This is a genomic window from Actibacterium atlanticum (assembly GCF_000671395.1).
Taxonomy (GTDB): Bacteria; Pseudomonadota; Alphaproteobacteria; order Rhodobacterales; family Rhodobacteraceae; genus Actibacterium_D; species Actibacterium_D atlanticum.
This window is the reverse complement of sequence record NZ_AQQY01000004.1, coordinates 44,592-58,667: the sequence shown is the minus strand read 5'-3', so window position 1 is coordinate 58,667 and position 14,076 is coordinate 44,592. Positions and strand designations below refer to the sequence as shown.

Annotated in this window: 13 protein-coding genes and 1 pseudogene; 5 read left to right on the top strand and 9 right to left on the bottom strand. The window is 60.2% G+C overall.

Annotation, left to right across the window (positions count from 1 at the left end):
* Positions 1 to 20: 20 nt before the first annotated feature.
* From ATO10_RS07545 to ATO10_RS07520, 6 genes and pseudogenes are all read right to left on the bottom strand, one after another.
* A pseudogene (locus ATO10_RS07545) lies at positions 21 to 317 on the bottom strand (4a-hydroxytetrahydrobiopterin dehydratase).
* Positions 314 to 1,477, bottom strand: a complete 1,164-nt coding sequence (locus tag ATO10_RS07540; RefSeq protein ID WP_035250049.1) for a GNAT family N-acetyltransferase — start codon at positions 1,475 to 1,477, stop codon at positions 314 to 316. The pseudogene ATO10_RS07545 and the gene ATO10_RS07540 overlap by 4 nt, the downstream one beginning before the upstream one ends.
* A 44-nt stretch (positions 1,478 to 1,521) precedes the next feature.
* Positions 1,522 to 2,283 (bottom strand): glycerophosphodiester phosphodiesterase family protein, encoded by a 762-nt coding sequence (locus ATO10_RS07535; RefSeq protein ID WP_035250047.1) that lies wholly within the window; start codon positions 2,281 to 2,283, stop codon positions 1,522 to 1,524.
* Positions 2,280 to 2,741 carry a RidA family protein gene (locus tag ATO10_RS07530; protein ID WP_035250045.1) on the bottom strand — a complete coding sequence of 154 codons (462 nt, stop codon included), beginning with the start codon at positions 2,739 to 2,741 and terminating at the stop codon, positions 2,280 to 2,282. The genes ATO10_RS07535 and ATO10_RS07530 overlap by 4 nt, the downstream gene beginning before the upstream one ends.
* Before the next feature lie 9 nt (positions 2,742 to 2,750).
* Positions 2,751 to 4,046 (bottom strand): HlyD family type I secretion periplasmic adaptor subunit, encoded by a 1,296-nt coding sequence (locus ATO10_RS07525; protein WP_035250042.1) that lies wholly within the window; start codon positions 4,044 to 4,046, stop codon positions 2,751 to 2,753.
* On the bottom strand, positions 4,043 to 5,767 hold the full coding sequence (locus ATO10_RS07520; protein ID WP_035250039.1) for a type I secretion system permease/ATPase: 1,725 nt from the start codon (positions 5,765 to 5,767) through the stop codon (positions 4,043 to 4,045). Before ATO10_RS07520 ends, ATO10_RS07525 begins: the two co-directional genes overlap by 4 nt.
* A gap of 205 nt (positions 5,768 to 5,972) precedes the next feature.
* Here ATO10_RS07520 and ATO10_RS07515 point away from each other — a divergent pair, with 205 nt between their 5' ends.
* Genes ATO10_RS07515 through ATO10_RS07505 form a run of 3 tightly spaced genes read left to right on the top strand, consistent with a single transcriptional unit; the run spans position 5,973 to position 7,709 of the window.
* Positions 5,973 to 6,713 carry an MlaA family lipoprotein gene (locus tag ATO10_RS07515; RefSeq protein ID WP_238323426.1) on the top strand — a complete coding sequence of 247 codons (741 nt, stop codon included), beginning with the start codon at positions 5,973 to 5,975 and terminating at the stop codon, positions 6,711 to 6,713.
* On the top strand, positions 6,713 to 7,306 hold the full coding sequence (locus ATO10_RS07510; protein ID WP_035250035.1) for an MlaC/ttg2D family ABC transporter substrate-binding protein: 594 nt from the start codon (positions 6,713 to 6,715) through the stop codon (positions 7,304 to 7,306). Before ATO10_RS07515 ends, ATO10_RS07510 begins: the two co-directional genes overlap by 1 nt.
* A gap of 1 nt (position 7,307) precedes the next feature.
* Positions 7,308 to 7,709 (top strand): hypothetical protein, encoded by a 402-nt coding sequence (locus ATO10_RS07505; protein ID WP_051598016.1) that lies wholly within the window; start codon positions 7,308 to 7,310, stop codon positions 7,707 to 7,709.
* Here ATO10_RS07505 and ATO10_RS07500 read toward each other — a convergent pair.
* Positions 7,706 to 9,871, bottom strand: coding sequence for a transglycosylase domain-containing protein (locus tag ATO10_RS07500; protein ID WP_035250032.1), 2,166 nt, complete (start codon positions 9,869 to 9,871; stop codon positions 7,706 to 7,708). The two genes, ATO10_RS07505 and ATO10_RS07500, sit on opposite strands and share 4 nt — an antisense overlap.
* 265 nt (positions 9,872 to 10,136) lie before the next feature.
* Here ATO10_RS07500 and ATO10_RS07495 point away from each other — a divergent pair, with 265 nt between their 5' ends.
* Together ATO10_RS07495 and ATO10_RS07490 are read left to right on the top strand one after the other, a co-directional pair.
* The gene (locus ATO10_RS07495) at positions 10,137 to 10,475 is read left to right on the top strand and encodes a P-II family nitrogen regulator (RefSeq protein WP_035250030.1); all 339 of its coding nucleotides are present in this window, start codon (positions 10,137 to 10,139) and stop codon (positions 10,473 to 10,475) included.
* A gap of 40 nt (positions 10,476 to 10,515) precedes the next feature.
* Positions 10,516 to 11,853: an ammonium transporter gene (locus ATO10_RS07490; RefSeq protein ID WP_035250026.1), complete on the top strand. Its 1,338-nt coding sequence runs from the start codon at positions 10,516 to 10,518 to the stop codon at positions 11,851 to 11,853.
* Between the two features lie 134 nt (positions 11,854 to 11,987).
* Here ATO10_RS07490 and ATO10_RS07485 read toward each other — a convergent pair whose 3' ends face one another.
* Entirely contained in the window at positions 11,988 to 13,169 is a 1,182-nt protein-coding gene (locus ATO10_RS07485; protein WP_155886727.1) for an amino acid aminotransferase, read from the bottom strand.
* Positions 13,170 to 13,174: 5 nt separating this feature from the next.
* Positions 13,175 to 14,026: a 3-mercaptopyruvate sulfurtransferase gene (gene sseA / locus ATO10_RS07480; RefSeq protein WP_035250024.1), complete on the bottom strand. Its 852-nt coding sequence runs from the start codon at positions 14,024 to 14,026 to the stop codon at positions 13,175 to 13,177.
* Positions 14,027 to 14,076 lie beyond the last annotated feature (50 nt).

The window sequence follows — 14,076 nt, the reverse complement described above, 5'->3', positions numbered from 1 at the left end:
GGTTACTCCTGGTGCTGGGGTCAGCCCGCCAGCGCATCCATTTTCGTGGCAAGTTTAACATCCAGCGGGCTGAGCCCCCCGGCGTCATGAGTCGTTAACGTCACTTCGATGCGGTTGTAAACATTGAACCACTCTGGGTGGTGGTTCCAGCGCTCTTACCAAAGGGCAACGCGCGACATCCAGCCGAAAGCGTCGATGAAATTGGCAAAATTGAACGTTTTTTGGATGGCGTCGCGATCAGGCGTCAGCTCCCATCCGGCGGATTGCAGCTCGATCAAGGCCGTGTTGCGGGCGGCACCTGCCAGCTTGTCGGTCATTCCTGCTCCTCCACCGTTTGTTGTTTGAATGGGCCGTAAGAAGTCAGGATCTCAATCTCTTCTTCCACGGCGTTGCGTTCAGCGGTCAGATATTGCTGGACCGCTTGGCTAAAGCCTTCATCCGCGATCCAGTGCAGCGAGTGAGTTTCGACGGGCAGATACCCGCGCGCCAGCTTGTGTTCGCCCTGCGCGCCAGCCTCCACCCGGTCCAGCCCATGGGCAATCGCATAGTCGATGGCCTGATAGTAGCACAGCTCAAAATGGAGGCAGGGAAAATGCGCCAAGGCCCCCCAATAGCGGCCATAAAGCGCGTCGTGCCCGATGAAGTTCAGCGCACCCGCAACCGGTTGGCCATCCAGTTCGGCCAGCACCAACAACACATCATCGCGCATGGTTTGATGCACCAGATCAAAGAAGCGACGCGTCAAATACGGTGTGCCCCATTTGCGCGCACCGGTGTCTTGGTAGAACTGCCAGAAAGCATCCCAATGGTTGGGTTCGATCTGATCGCCCGTGAGCGCACGGATGGTGCCACCAAACCCTTGCGCCGTGGCGCGTTCCTTGCGGATGTTCTTGCGCTTGCGCGAGGACAGATTGGCCAGGAACCCGTCGAAATCGGAGTAACCCTGATTGACCCAATGAAATTGCTGGCCGGATCGGCGCAACAGGCCCATGGGTTCCAGCGCTTCGACCTCGTCCGCGTCGCAGAACGTGCAGTGCAGCGAAGACAGTTGGTTCTGTGCGCACAGCTTCACCGCCGCTTGCGCCAATGCTTGCCGAGTGGGCGGATCATCGGTCAAAAACCGACGCCCGGTGACCGGGGTAAAGGGCACGGCCATCTGCAGCTTTGGATAGTACGATCCACCCGCCCGCACATAGGCATCAGCCCAGCTGTGATCAAAGACATATTCGCCCTGACTGTGGTTCTTGGCATAGAGCGGCGCGACGCCCGTGATCTCGCCGCCCCGGCGGGCAATCAGGTGATGCGGCTCCCAGCCCGTGCCCGCGCCAACCGAGCCGCTGTCTTCAAGCGCTTTGAGAAACCGATAGGTGGTAAACGGGTCGGGCGCGTGGCCTGCGTCGGGCGCGGTACAGGCGTCCCAGTCTTGCGCGGTAATTCCGGCAAGCCCGCTGATAACTGTGATTTCGACCTCGGTCATGTGCGCCCCTTTGCCCGACTAACTTGGCACCGCTTGGCGGGTGGTCAAGGGATTGCGGGCAGGTATCCCTCAAAGGTGATATTGTCGGCGGTTTCGCGGGCGTCTTTTTCGTCATCCGCCGAACGCACGGTCCAACAAATCACCGGAACCCCGCGCGCTTTGAGGGTCTGAACAGCCGCGTTGGTCAGGTATTCGGCGTCATAGCTTAGGAACTGCGCGTCGACGGTATCAAAGTCGGGCGCGTCGCGCAGCCGCAACCGCGTGGCCGGGGGCAGGGTGGGTGAATTCTCTTCGTCAAAGTGACGCGCGACCAAGCCGCGCGCTACATGCGGGGCGACCTTCGCGAAGGCTGCAACCGTATGCGGGTTAAAAGACATCACCGCCACATCGCCGTCATAACCCGTCAACGCCTCGGCGACCGCTTGTTCCAGTGGGCCAACATTGGGGCCCATTGCGCCGTCCTGATCCTTTATCTCGATCACCAGCGGAACCTGCCCGTCGATGATGCTAAGAACGGCGCGCAGAGTTGGGATGCCCTCTTCGCCTCCCAGCAGTTTCAAATTGGAAAGCTCTTTCGCGCTGCGTTGCTGGATTGGGCCGGGCGTGCCCGTCAGCCGTTTCAGATCATAGTCATGAAACACCATGGCCTGCCCATCCGAAGACCTTTGCACGTCGATCTCGATGGCGTACCCGGCCGCGACTGCCGCACGAATGGCGGCCAGAGAGTTCTCAGGCCGTCCATCGGCGATGTCATGCAAGGCGCGATGCGCGATGGGCAGGCGCAATAGGGCGGCAGGCAAGGTCATTTGACCTGAAAGATGCCTTCGATTTCAACGGCCACGCCAAAGGGCAGCGACGCGGCGCTGACCGCAGAACGGGCGTGTCGACCGGCATCGCCCAAGGCCTCAACCATAAAGTCCGACGCGCCGTTGATCACCTTTGGCTGATCGCCGAAATCAGGGGTCGAGTTCACAAAGCCCACCAGTTTCACTACCCGCACCAGCCGGTCCAGATCACCGCCACAGGCGGCTTTGACCTGCGCCAGCAAGCTGATCGCACAGATACGCGCGGCGGCGGCACCGTCTTCGACCGACATTCCATCGCCCAGCGTGCCAGCAATGAAACCGTCCTCGTTCATCGGCACCTGCCCCGACACATGCACCAGATCACCGACCTGCACATAGGGCACATAGTTGGCCGCAGGGGCGGGGGCGTCGGGCAGGGTGACGCCTAGTTCGGCCAGTCGAGTTTCAAAGCTGCTCATGTCAGGATCCTAGCTTTCGCGGAAGGCGCGGTTGAAGTAATCGGTCAGAGGCTTGACCAGATAAGCCAGCGGAGAGCGTTCGGCAGTGCGGATGAACACTTCGACCGGCATGCCGGGGACGATTTTGTTGTTCCCAAGTTCCTCGATCTGACCTGCATCCAGCACGATTTCGGCGCTATAGAAGCTGGCATTTGTGCGTTCATCCGTGAACGCATCAGCCGAGAGTTTCAGCACGGTTCCGGTCAGCTCGGGGGTGGTGCGGTTGTCAAAGGCGGCAAATCGCAGGGTCACCGGCTGGCCTACGAATACCTCGTCGATGTGGATCGTTTCGATCCGCGCGTCGATCACCAGCGGGCGGTCTTGCGGCACAAGGTAGAGTACCGGATCGGCGGGGCGTATCACGGCGCGTTCGGCAAAGACCGTCAGCCCATAGACGATCCCGCCCACGGGGGCCCGAATTTCCAGCCGATCCAACTGAGCACGCAGCGAGGTGCGGCGTTCCGCCAGTTCCAGTTCGCGAAATTGCAGATCGCGCAGGGTGGTAATGGCATCTTCCCGGCGCTGGGTGCCAAGCCGCAGCATTTCGATCTCGGTTTCAGTGATACGGCCCTGGGCCTGCGCGGCTGAAGCCGTCAGTTCGCCGACCTGTCCCTGCAGGCGGGCTTCCTCGCGTTGAAGGCTCAACACGCGCGAGGCCTGTGCCAGACCCTTCTCCAGCAGGCTTTTCTGATCATCCAGTTCTTGCCGGATCAGCGCCAGCTGACTGACCAAGGCCTCTTGTTGCGCTTCGATACCGCGCACCTGATCGGCGATCTGGGCGCGTTGCTTTTCAAGCTGTTCCAGTGCCTTGGCGTTGCTTTCGTTGCGCGCGACGAACAGTCGGGATTGGCCATCGGTGATCTCGGCCACATCGGGGTCGGATTGCGCAGCCTCTTGCAGTTCGGCCCGATAGACGATTGCATCGCGGTCGTCGCGCTCTGCCTCAAGCCTGCCGCGGCGGGCCAGCAGTTCAAACAGCTGGTTTTCAACAATGGTCAGTTCGGATTGCAGCTGCACCGCATCCAAAACCACCAAGACGTCGCCTGCCTTCACCACGTCGCCTTCGCGGACACTCACAAGATCGACCACGCCGCCGTCAGGGTGCTGTACGACCTGCCGATTTTGTTCGACCTTAACCTGCCCGCCTGCGACGACGGCGCCAGCGATGCGCGAAAAGACCGACCAGCCGCCAAAACCGCCCAACAGAATGACCAGCGTAATGAAGCCCAGCATTAGTGGGCTGCGGGCAGAAGTAGGGGTGCTCATGACACGCCTCCGGCGCCCGGGGCGCGTTTGATTTCGGCATGGTTCTTGACGGTGCCGCGCAGGACTTCGTCGCGCGGGCCAAACGCCTTGGCCATGCCACCTTCCAGTACCAACAGAACATCGCATTCGGCGATGGCGGCGGGGCGGTGCGCCATGATCAGCACGGCGTTGCCTTCGGCTTTCATTTTGCGGATCGCGGCGTTTAGTGCCAAAGAGCCGTCATTGTCGAGGTTCGAGTTTGGCTCATCCAAAACCAGTAACACCGGATCGCCATACATCGCGCGCGCCAGTCCAATGCGCTGTAGCTGCCCGCCCGACAAGCGGCCATTGGTGCCCACAATACGGGTGTCATACCCTTCGGGCAGACGCAGGATCATATCATGTGCATCGGCCTTCTTGGCAGCGGCCACCACTTTTTCGGGGTCTGGGTTGGCTTCCAGCTTGGCGATGTTCTCGGCAATGGTGCCGTCAAACAGGCCGACACGCTGCGGCAAATAGCCGATATGGCGGCCCAGAACATCCGGGTCGAATTGATCCAGCGTCGCGCCGTCCAGCCGGACCTTGCCGCCTGCGGCGCGCCAAACCCCGGTGATCGCTCGCGCCAGCGTGGATTTCCCTGCACCCGACTGGCCGATCACGCCTACGGCCTGCCCTGGCTCGACCTTGAAGTTCAACATTCGAAGCGAGGCTTGGGATTCTCCGGGAGGCACGACTGTCAGCTGTTGCACCTCCAGCTTGGCGCGCGGGCGTGGCAGTTCTGTCCGGGGCGGTTGCGGCGGCACTTCGCTCAGCAATTCCCCAAGCGAGCGCCAGCCCTTCGTCGCGCCCTGCAGCAAGGCCCACTGGCCGATAACCTGTTCGATTGGCGCCAAAGCGCGCCCCAAAAGAATAGAACCCGCAATCATCGCGCCTGCCGTCATTTCGCCCTTCAGCACCAACAGAGCGCCCAGCCCCAGCATGGCCGACTGCAGAAACTGGCGGAAGGTTTTCGAGAAGATCGAGAAGCCGCCCGACCGATCCGAGGCCGACAGATTTTGATCTTGCGCTACGGCGCGGATACCGCGCCAACGGGCAAATGCAGCGCCCATCATGCCCAGGCTGCGTACGGTTTCCGCCTCGGTGCGCATCTGGTTAGCCAGATACTCGGCTTTCATGGCTGTCGCATTGGCTTGTTGAACGGGGGCGCTGGTGCGCAATTGGTTCAACACGCCGGTCAAAATCAGGATCGCTCCGCCGACCAATGCCAGACTTCCCAGCCAAGGGTGGAAGATAAAGATGCCCAGCAGGAAAAGGGGCGTCCAGGGCAGGTCGAAGAATGAGGTAAACACGGGCGCGCCCACAAAGCGGTGGACGGCGTCCAAATCGCGAAGTGCGTTGTTTGAAGCCCCGTCACGCGCCAAAGCGGCCTGACGCAGCGAGGCGTCAAATACCCGCCCTTCAAGCGAGGTCTGAATCTTGGCCGCAACCCGTGCCATGACGCGTCCGCGCGCATAGTCCAACAGCCCCATGGCCAGAAACAGAAATGCGACCAGCACCGCCAGCGCCGTCAGGGTCTCTTCGGATCGGCTGCCCAGCACGCGGTCATAGACCTGAAGCATAAAGAGCGGCCCGGTCAGCATCAGCAGATTCACGAAGGCTGAAAAAAGCGCCACGGCAATCACCAGACCCCGGGTCTGTGCACGCGCCTTGCGCAGTTCTTCTGCGCCGTTAGAATTATTCATGTTTTGCCTGGTCACCTTACGGTCATCCCGGATTATGCATATTGGCGGAGCTTTGCCCATGTCACCTGTCGGCCACAGGCGCGTAGTTGAATCCCCGTCCGCTCTGGGCAAACAATATAACGCGACTATGTTGCCGGAACCTAAGAAGTAACATCAGAGATTGCTATTGTTTTTTAAACACATGCTTGAGACTCCCCGCAGAGCTGTGGTTGCTCTCGTCACTGTGGCGCTGCTTGGCGCCTGCGGCGATGGCGCGCGGCAGGGAGAGTTTTATGACCCCTACGAAGAACAAAACCGTGCTGTGCACGCAGAAAACAAGTCGCTTGATAAAGGCTTGGTGCGTCCTGTCGCCAACGGCTATGGCAAATATGTCCCCGATCCGGTGCGGCGAAGTGTCAGCAATTTCGCCAGCAACCTGTCGCTGCCCGGCATGGTTGTGAACGACTTGCTGCAGTTCCAGCTGGAAGATGCGATCTCGAACACCTCGCGGTTCCTGTTCAATTCGACCATTGGGCTGGCGGGGCTGTTTGACCCGGCCAGTTCCATCGGAATTACCGAACGCAGCTCGGATTTTGGCGAAACCATGCATGTCTGGGGTGTCGGCGAAGGGCACTATGTTGAACTGCCTCTGCTTGGTCCATCGACCGAGCGCGATACCATCGGCATGGTCGCGGATCTGGCCTTAAACCCGTTGAATTATATACTGCCCGGGCTTGAAGCCGGGTTGGCAACGGGGGCCAGTGCGGCCTCGACATTGGACAAGCGCTACCGTTTTACCGACACCGTGGATTCAGTGTTGTATGAGAGCGCAGACAGCTATGCGCAGGCCCGCCTCTTGTATTTGCAGAACCGGCGCTTCACATTAGGAGACACCGGGGCTGGCGCGGATGATCCATATGCTGATCCTTACGCTGACCCGTATTTTGATCCGTATGAGGACCAGTGATGTCGCCTAAGTTTGATCGCCGTTTCGTTCTTGCCGCGCTGGGCGCGGCTGCTGTTGCACGCCCGGCTGCGGCCCTGTCCACCGGGGAGGCCGAGTCTCTGGTCGATGCGCTGGTCCGTGAGATCAACACCGTGATCAACTCGGGGAAAGCTGAAAAGAGCATGTACCGCGACTTTGAACAAATCATGGCGCGCTATGCTGATCTGCAGATCATTGCGCGCTCTGCTCTGGGGCCTCCGGCGCGGTCTGCGTCGGCGTCGCAAATGGCGTCTTTCACCAAAGCGTTCAGCGGTTATATCTCGCGTAAATACGGCAAGCGTTTCCGCGAATTCCAAGGTGGGCGGCTTGAAGTAAAAGGCGCCAAGCCGGTCAAAAGCTTTTATGAAGTCCGGACCATGGCTTTCTTGCAAGGGCAGGCGCCGTTCGATGTGACGTTTCTGGTGTCTGACAAATCGGGCCGCGACAAGTTCTTCAACATGTTCATTGAAGGCGTGAACATGGTCGCCGCCGAGCGCACCGAAATCGGCGCAATGCTGGATCGTCACAAGGGCGACCTGAACGCGTTGATCCGTGATCTTAAGGCTGCGGGCTGATATGCGCGCGGCCATCATCGGAGCCGCCGCAATATTGCTGACTGAACAGGCCAGCGCCGGAGCCTTTGATGGCACCTATCGCCAAGGCCCTGAAACTGACTGTACCTTGCTGGGGCAAGATGGCGGGGCCTTGCGCATTCAGGACAATCTGTTCGAGGGCGTCGAGAACACCTGCCAGATGGAAAACCCGGTGGACGTGCGTGACATGGATGCCGTTTTGTTCGACATGAAATGTAGTGGCGAAGGAGAGCCATGGCAGGCCCGTGCATTGTTCATGCGCGCGGCTGACGCAGGTTTGATCATGGTCTGGAACGGTTACGCCTTCAAATATGACCTATGCCCAGCACCGGGGGCCGAAACCACCGGCGCAACCGGCGAAGAGGCTGAAACCCCCGCAAACTAGTTTTTGTCCAGCAGATTGCGCAGTACGTCGATCAGGACACGTTCGGCCCGATCATCCAGCTTGCGTTTCTTTTTGCGTTCCTGCGCTTGAGGGGCCGGAGCCACAGCTTTGAGGGGTGCATCCATGGGCAGAGCACGGGCAGGCAGGCCTTCGTGCACGCGCACCATCGTCTCACGCCAAATTTCCGCGGGCAGCCCGCCGCCGGTGACACCCGTCAGAGGGGTGTTGTCATCATAGCCCATCCAGACGCCCGCCACGTAATCCGCAGTAAAGCCAATAAACCACGCGTCCCGCGCGGCTTGCGTTGTGCCGGTCTTCCCTGCTGTTTGACGGTCAGGCAGCTTGGCACGTTGTCCCGTGCCGGTTTCCGTGACCTGATGCATCATCCACGTCAGGCTGCGTGCCGCCTGTTCGGTGATCACGCGTTCGCCCAGGCCGCCCTCTTTGCCGATCAGCGGGGCGTCATCGCCCTGCAGACGCAATTCTGTCAGGCCATAGGGGCGCACGCTTTGCCCGCCGTTCAGAATGCCAGCATAGGCGCCGGTCATCTCGATCAGGGTCGACTCGGAGGTGCCAAGCGCGATTGCTGGCCCCACGGCCAGATCGCTTTCAATGCCAAAGTCCTCGGCGACGCGGCCCACGTTCTCGCGCCCGACAGATTCCGACACCCGGATCGCCGGGATGTTCAAGGACTGCGCCAAGGCCTGCGCCAGTGTCACCCGGCCCTTGAAGTCCTTGGTATAGTTCTTGGGGCAGTATTCGCCCGAGCCGGGTACATCCATGCACCAAGGCTCGTCCACTACAGTCGCATTTGGGGTAAAGCCCAGATCCAGCGCCGCACCATAGACAAATGGTTTGAACGCCGAGCCGGTCTGGCGCATCGCCATCGAGGCGCGGTTGAACGCACCCGAAACCTTGGTTTCGCGCCCGCCAACCATGGCGCGCACGGCGCCATCTGAGGACATCACCACGATCGCGGCCTGCGCCAGCGAACCTTCGCGCACCTTGGTTTCAAAGATCAGCTTCATCGCGTCTTCGGCGGCGGTCTGAAGGCGTTGGTCCAAGGTGGTGTACAGGAACACATCCTCGGTCGTTTCGCGGGTCAGAAAGCTGGGTGCCGTGTCCATGACCCAATCGGCGAAATACCCGCCTGCGCGTTTCTCGGCTGCTTTAGACAGCGTCGCGGGGTTTTCCCACGCCTGATCACGTTCGGCAGTGGTTAGATACTCTTGCTCATACATCAGCCGGACAACCGTTGCGGCGCGATCCTGAGAACGTTGCAGATTGTTGGTGGGCGCCAGCCGTGTGGGCGCTGTCAGCAGACCCGCCAACATCGCCGATTGCGCTGGGTTCAGGTTGGCCGCGTCAATCCCAAAGTACCGCTGTGCTGCGGCCTGAAATCCACGGGCCGAAGCCCCCAGATAGGCGCGGTTCAGATAGATTGTCAGAATCTCATCTTTAGAAAACCGGGCTTCCATCGCCATCGCATAGATGGCCTCTTTGGCTTTGCGCCAAATCGTGGTGCGTCGGCAGTCGGCCTCGTAGGCGGCTTCAGAATCCCATGTCTCGGGGTCAAACGGCACGCCCAGACACAGCAGTTTGGCCGTCTGTTGCGTCAGCGTAGAGCCGCCATGCCCCGACAAGGGCCCGCGGCCTTCGCTCAGGTTGATGCGAACGGCGCTGGCGACCCCGCGCGGGCTGATCCCGAAATGGCGATAGAACCTCTTGTCCTCGGTCGCGACAACGGCGTGTTTTAGGTGCTTGGACACCGAAGAGGCCGTGATCTGGCCGCCGTACTGATCCCCACGCCAGGCAAAAATCTCGCCCTCCCGGTCGATCAGGGTGACAGACCCGCGCGTCCGGGCATCCAGCAAAGAGGCCACGTCTGGCAACGTCGTCGCGGTGTAAACCACAGCGGCGCCCAGAATCAGGGCGCAGACCAAAGCTGTGCGGCTTGTGACTTTCCAGATCAGCCGGGCGATCCAACGCAGCAGCGCCCCAAAGGCGCCGCGAATCCGCCCATTGCCGCCTGCGCTGGCGGTTTTCTGCCGCTTGGGCTTGGGCTTCGCTACTTTATTTGGGGCCGGTTTGGTGCGCTTGGTCGCCGTCCCATACCGTTTCTCCGCACGAAGCGGAGGCTTTTTTCCATTGGTGCCGCTCATACTGGGGCCACTTTACTGTTACTGCTCTTGTGATTCACGATACCGGACCCGATCTAGAAAGTGGAGCCACTTGGATGCCTCCTTAATGACTTATTAATTCGCCCATATTTTAATCATTAACCTCGATTTGTGCAAAAATTGTGCAACATGGTGCAAATCACGTCACCTATTCGTTACGCGTTTCATTGCCTCAAAGCCCCTGAACCGTGCTTGTTGCCCCCGTGAAATCCCCGCAGGGAAACCTGCCAAACGGAAGGGTAACGACGTGAAACTAATCATTGCTGCAATCAAGCCGTTCAAGCTGGAGGAGGTCCGGGAAGCCCTGACCGCCATTGGCGTGCGCGGCATGATGGTGACCGAGATCAAAGGCTTCGGCTCGCAGTCTGGTCACACTGAAATCTACCGTGGTGCTGAATACGCGGTGAACTTCGTGCCGAAGGTAAAGCTTGAGATCGTAGTCTCGGCTGCCATGGCCGACCAGGTGGTGGAAACCATCGCAACCACCGCCAAGACCGACAAGATCGGTGACGGTAAGATCTTCGTCCTCGACGTGAACCAGTCTGTTCGCGTGCGTACCGGCGAAACAAACGACGACGCGCTGTAATTTCAGCAGCTGAGATCCTCGAACAAGGGACTTTCTGAATATGAAACTCAATAAACTCCTCCCTCTCGCGGCTATGGCTGTCGCGATGCCGACCCTGGGTCTGGCAGAAGGTCACGCTGAAGTGCCCGCTGCTGTTCCGACCGATGTGGTCTGGATCCTGAACTCCGTGCTGTTCCTTATTGGCGGCTTCCTGGTGTTCTTCATGGCTGCTGGCTTTGCGATGCTGGAAGCTGGCCTGGTGCGCGGCAAGAACGTGACCATGCAGCTGACCAAAAACGTCGCTCTGTTTGGTCTGGCTTCGATCTTCTACTACCTGATCGGCTATAACCTGATGTACCCGCTGGGTGACTGGGCCATCGAAGGTGTCTTCTCGGCACTGTTCCCGGCTGTTGCCGTTCTGGAAGCTGTAGGCGTTGGCGCCGACGCAGTGGACGACTACGCCTATGCATCGACCGGTTCGGATTACTTCTTCCAGCTGATGTTCTGTGCTGCAACCGCCTCGATCGTTTCGGGTACTGTTGCTGAGCGTATCAAGCTGTGGCCGTTCCTGATCTTCGTGATCATCCTGACCTCGTTCATCTACCCGCTGACCGCGTCCTGGACTTGGGGCGGTGGCTTTGTTGGCGAAGCAGGCTTCTCGGACTTCGCTGGTTCGACCATCGTACACTCGGTAGGCGGCTGGGCTGCTCTGACCGGTGCCATCATCCTTGGCCCGCGTATCGGTAAGTACAAAGACGGCAAAACCGTTCCGATGCCTGGTTCGAACCTGCCCCTGGCTACTCTGGGTACGTTCATCCTGTGGCTGGGTTGGTTCGGCTTCAATGGCGGCTCGCAGCTGGCCATGGGCTCGATCGGCGACGTTGCTGACGTATCGCGCATCTTCTCGAACACCAACACGGCTGCTGCCGGTGGTGCCATCGCTGCGCTGATCCTGACCACCGTTCTGTACAAGAAGCCTGACCTTACCATGGTGCTGAACGGCGCTCTGGCTGGCCTGGTTTCGATCACTGCTGAGCCGCTGACCCCCTCGCTGGGCGCAGCAACTCTGATCGGTGCCGTTGGTGGCGTGATCGTCGTCTTCGCAGTTCCGATGCTGGACAAACTGAAGATCGACGACGTTGTTGGCGCGATCCCGGTTCACCTGATCGCTGGTATCTGGGGCACCATCGCAGTTGTCTTCACCAACGGTGACGCAACCATCGGCGCACAGCTGTACGGTATCGTCGTGATCGGTGTCGCAACCATCGTGATGTCGGCCGTAGTCTGGTTCATCCTGAAGGCAGTCATGGGCATCCGTGTCTCCGAGGAAGACGAGATCACTGGTCTGGACATGTCCGAGCTGGGCATGGAAGCCTACCCCGAGTTCTCGAAAGGCTAACTCCCCTTCCTGTTAGTCCGAGATAGACTGGCCCGGGCGTACGCGCCCGGGCTTTTTGAAAAAGACTGACAGAGCATAAATAAGAAAGCCCCGGTTTCGCGCCGGGGCTTTTTTCATGAGGATCGCGTAAGGGGTCAGATGTTGCAGGCGGCGATGGCTTGGGCAACCTGCGATACATTCGCTTTGGTCAGTCCTGCAATGTTCATGCGACTGTCACCCACCATATAGATGCCATGATCAGCGCGCAGTTTTTCGACTTGTTCGGGCGTGGCCCCAAGGCGCGAAAACATCCCACGATGCTGCGCCAGAAACCCGAACCTGTCAGAACCGGTCAGGCGGCGAAGCTCGCGGGCCAGTGTCTCGCGCAGGTGCAACATGCCTGTGCGCATGTCTTCCAGTTCCGCCTGCCAGTCTGCGCGCAAAGCAGGATCGGTCAGCACCATGCTGACCAGCCGTGCGCCGTGATCCGGCGGGAAGGAATAGTTCAACCGGTTTAGCGCCGTCAGAGTGCCTTGCAGCGTGTCGCGCAGCTGGGGTGGGGTCATAACCATCAACACACCGGCGCGTTCACGATACACACCGAAGTTTTTGGAACAGCTGGCGGCGATCAGTACCTCTTCGCAGGTTTGCGCGATCAGGCGGGTGGCGGCGGCGTCTGCTTCCAGACCATCGCCGAATCCCTGATAGGCGATGTCGATCAGCGGCACCGCGCCTTTGGTGGCAAGCAGCGTGGCCAGCGCCTGCCAATCGCTGGGCTGCGGGTTGGCCCCGGTTGGGTTGTGGCAACAGCCGTGCAGCAGAACCACATCGCCGGGTCGGACCTGTGACAGGTCTGCCAGCATCGCGGCGGCGTCGATTGCGCGGCTTTCGGCGTCGAAATAGCGATAGGTCTTAAGTCCCAACCCCACGTGCTGTGTGATCGGGATGTGATTGGGCCATGTCGGGTCCGAAACCCAAACCTGTGCATCAGGGCGCGCCATCGTGACCAGACGCAGCGCCATGAAGACAGCACCCGTGCCCCCAACGGTCGCCACACTGGCCAGACGGGCCGGGTCCTGCGCCGGACCAAGCACCAGATCGGCCATCGCGTCGCGAAACGCCTGTTCCCCGGCCAAGGCGGTATAGGCCTTGGTGTTCTGGGATTGCAAAAGTTGCTGTTCAGCGGTTTGCACGGCCCGCATGACCGGGGTCACGCCTTGGGCATTGCGATACACGCCAACGCCTAAGTCGACTTTGTCCGGACGCGGGTCGGCGCGAAACTGCCCCATCAGGCGAATGATCTGATCTTCGCCTTGCGGGGGGAGTGCGCCGAAAATCCCGCTCACCCGGTTTCGACCTTCAGATCGCTGTACATGCCCCATTCGGACCACGACCCATCGTAGAGCGCGTGGTTGTCATGGCCCAGTCGTTCCAGCGCCAGATTGATCACAGCGGCTGTAACGCCCGACCCGCAGGTGGTGATTGTTGGCTTGCCCAGCTCTACGCCAGCGTCCTCCATCGCAGTGCGCAGGTCATCGCCGTCTTTCATCGTGCCATCTTCGTTCAGCAGGGTCATGAACGGGACGTTCTTTGAATTCGGGATATGGCCGCTGCGCAATCCGGGGCGGGGCTCTTCGGCCTCTCCGCGGAACCGTTCGGGGGCGCGGGCATCCAGGATTTGATAGTCACCCAGCTTGGCAGCGGCCGCTACCTGCGTGACGTCTTTGATCATGCCCGCCTGACGGCGCACCGTCATGTGACGGTCGCGCACAACGGGGGGCAGATCCTCAACCGGGCGCCCTTCAGCCTGCCACTTTGGAAAGCCACCGTCCAGAACGGCAACATCAAACTGACCCATCAGCCGGAAAAGCCACCACACGCGGGCGGCCGAAAACAGTCCGGCCCCGTCATAAACCACCACCTGATGACCATCGCCCACACCCATGGCGCGCATGCGGCTCATGAACTTCTCAACCGGGGGCGCCATATGGGGCAGATCGGATCGCAGGTCAGCGATTTCGTCAATGTCAAAGAAGCGCGCGCCCGGGATGTGCGCGGCGTTGTATTCGGCCTTCGCATCGCGCCCCTGAGAAGGCAAATACCACGATGCATCCAGCACGCGCAGGTCCGGATCGTTCAGATGCGCGGCCAGCCACTCGGTGGAAACAAGGGTTTTGGGGTCTTCAATAGGCATTTGGGTCTCCGGCTCGGCGGGTTTCCACCTGTGTTAAAGCGGAGCCGGGC

Coding starts and splice junctions, on each gene's coding strand:
- ATO10_RS07505 (WP_051598016.1), top strand. CDS start 7,308: ATGCGCGCGGCCATCATCGGAGCCGCCGCAATATTGCTGACTGAACAG.
- ATO10_RS07500 (WP_035250032.1), bottom strand. CDS start 9,871: ATGAGCGGCACCAATGGAAAAAAGCCTCCGCTTCGTGCGGAGAAACGG.
- ATO10_RS07520 (WP_035250039.1), bottom strand. CDS start 5,767: ATGAATAATTCTAACGGCGCAGAAGAACTGCGCAAGGCGCGTGCACAG.
- ATO10_RS07540 (WP_035250049.1), bottom strand. CDS start 1,477: ATGACCGAGGTCGAAATCACAGTTATCAGCGGGCTTGCCGGAATTACC.
- ATO10_RS07530 (WP_035250045.1), bottom strand. CDS start 2,741: ATGAGCAGCTTTGAAACTCGACTGGCCGAACTAGGCGTCACCCTGCCC.
- ATO10_RS07490 (WP_035250026.1), top strand. CDS start 10,516: ATGAAACTCAATAAACTCCTCCCTCTCGCGGCTATGGCTGTCGCGATG.
- sseA (WP_035250024.1), bottom strand. CDS start 14,026: ATGCCTATTGAAGACCCCAAAACCCTTGTTTCCACCGAGTGGCTGGCC.
- ATO10_RS07525 (WP_035250042.1), bottom strand. CDS start 4,046: ATGAGCACCCCTACTTCTGCCCGCAGCCCACTAATGCTGGGCTTCATT.
- ATO10_RS07535 (WP_035250047.1), bottom strand. CDS start 2,283: ATGACCTTGCCTGCCGCCCTATTGCGCCTGCCCATCGCGCATCGCGCC.
- ATO10_RS07510 (WP_035250035.1), top strand. CDS start 6,713: ATGTCGCCTAAGTTTGATCGCCGTTTCGTTCTTGCCGCGCTGGGCGCG.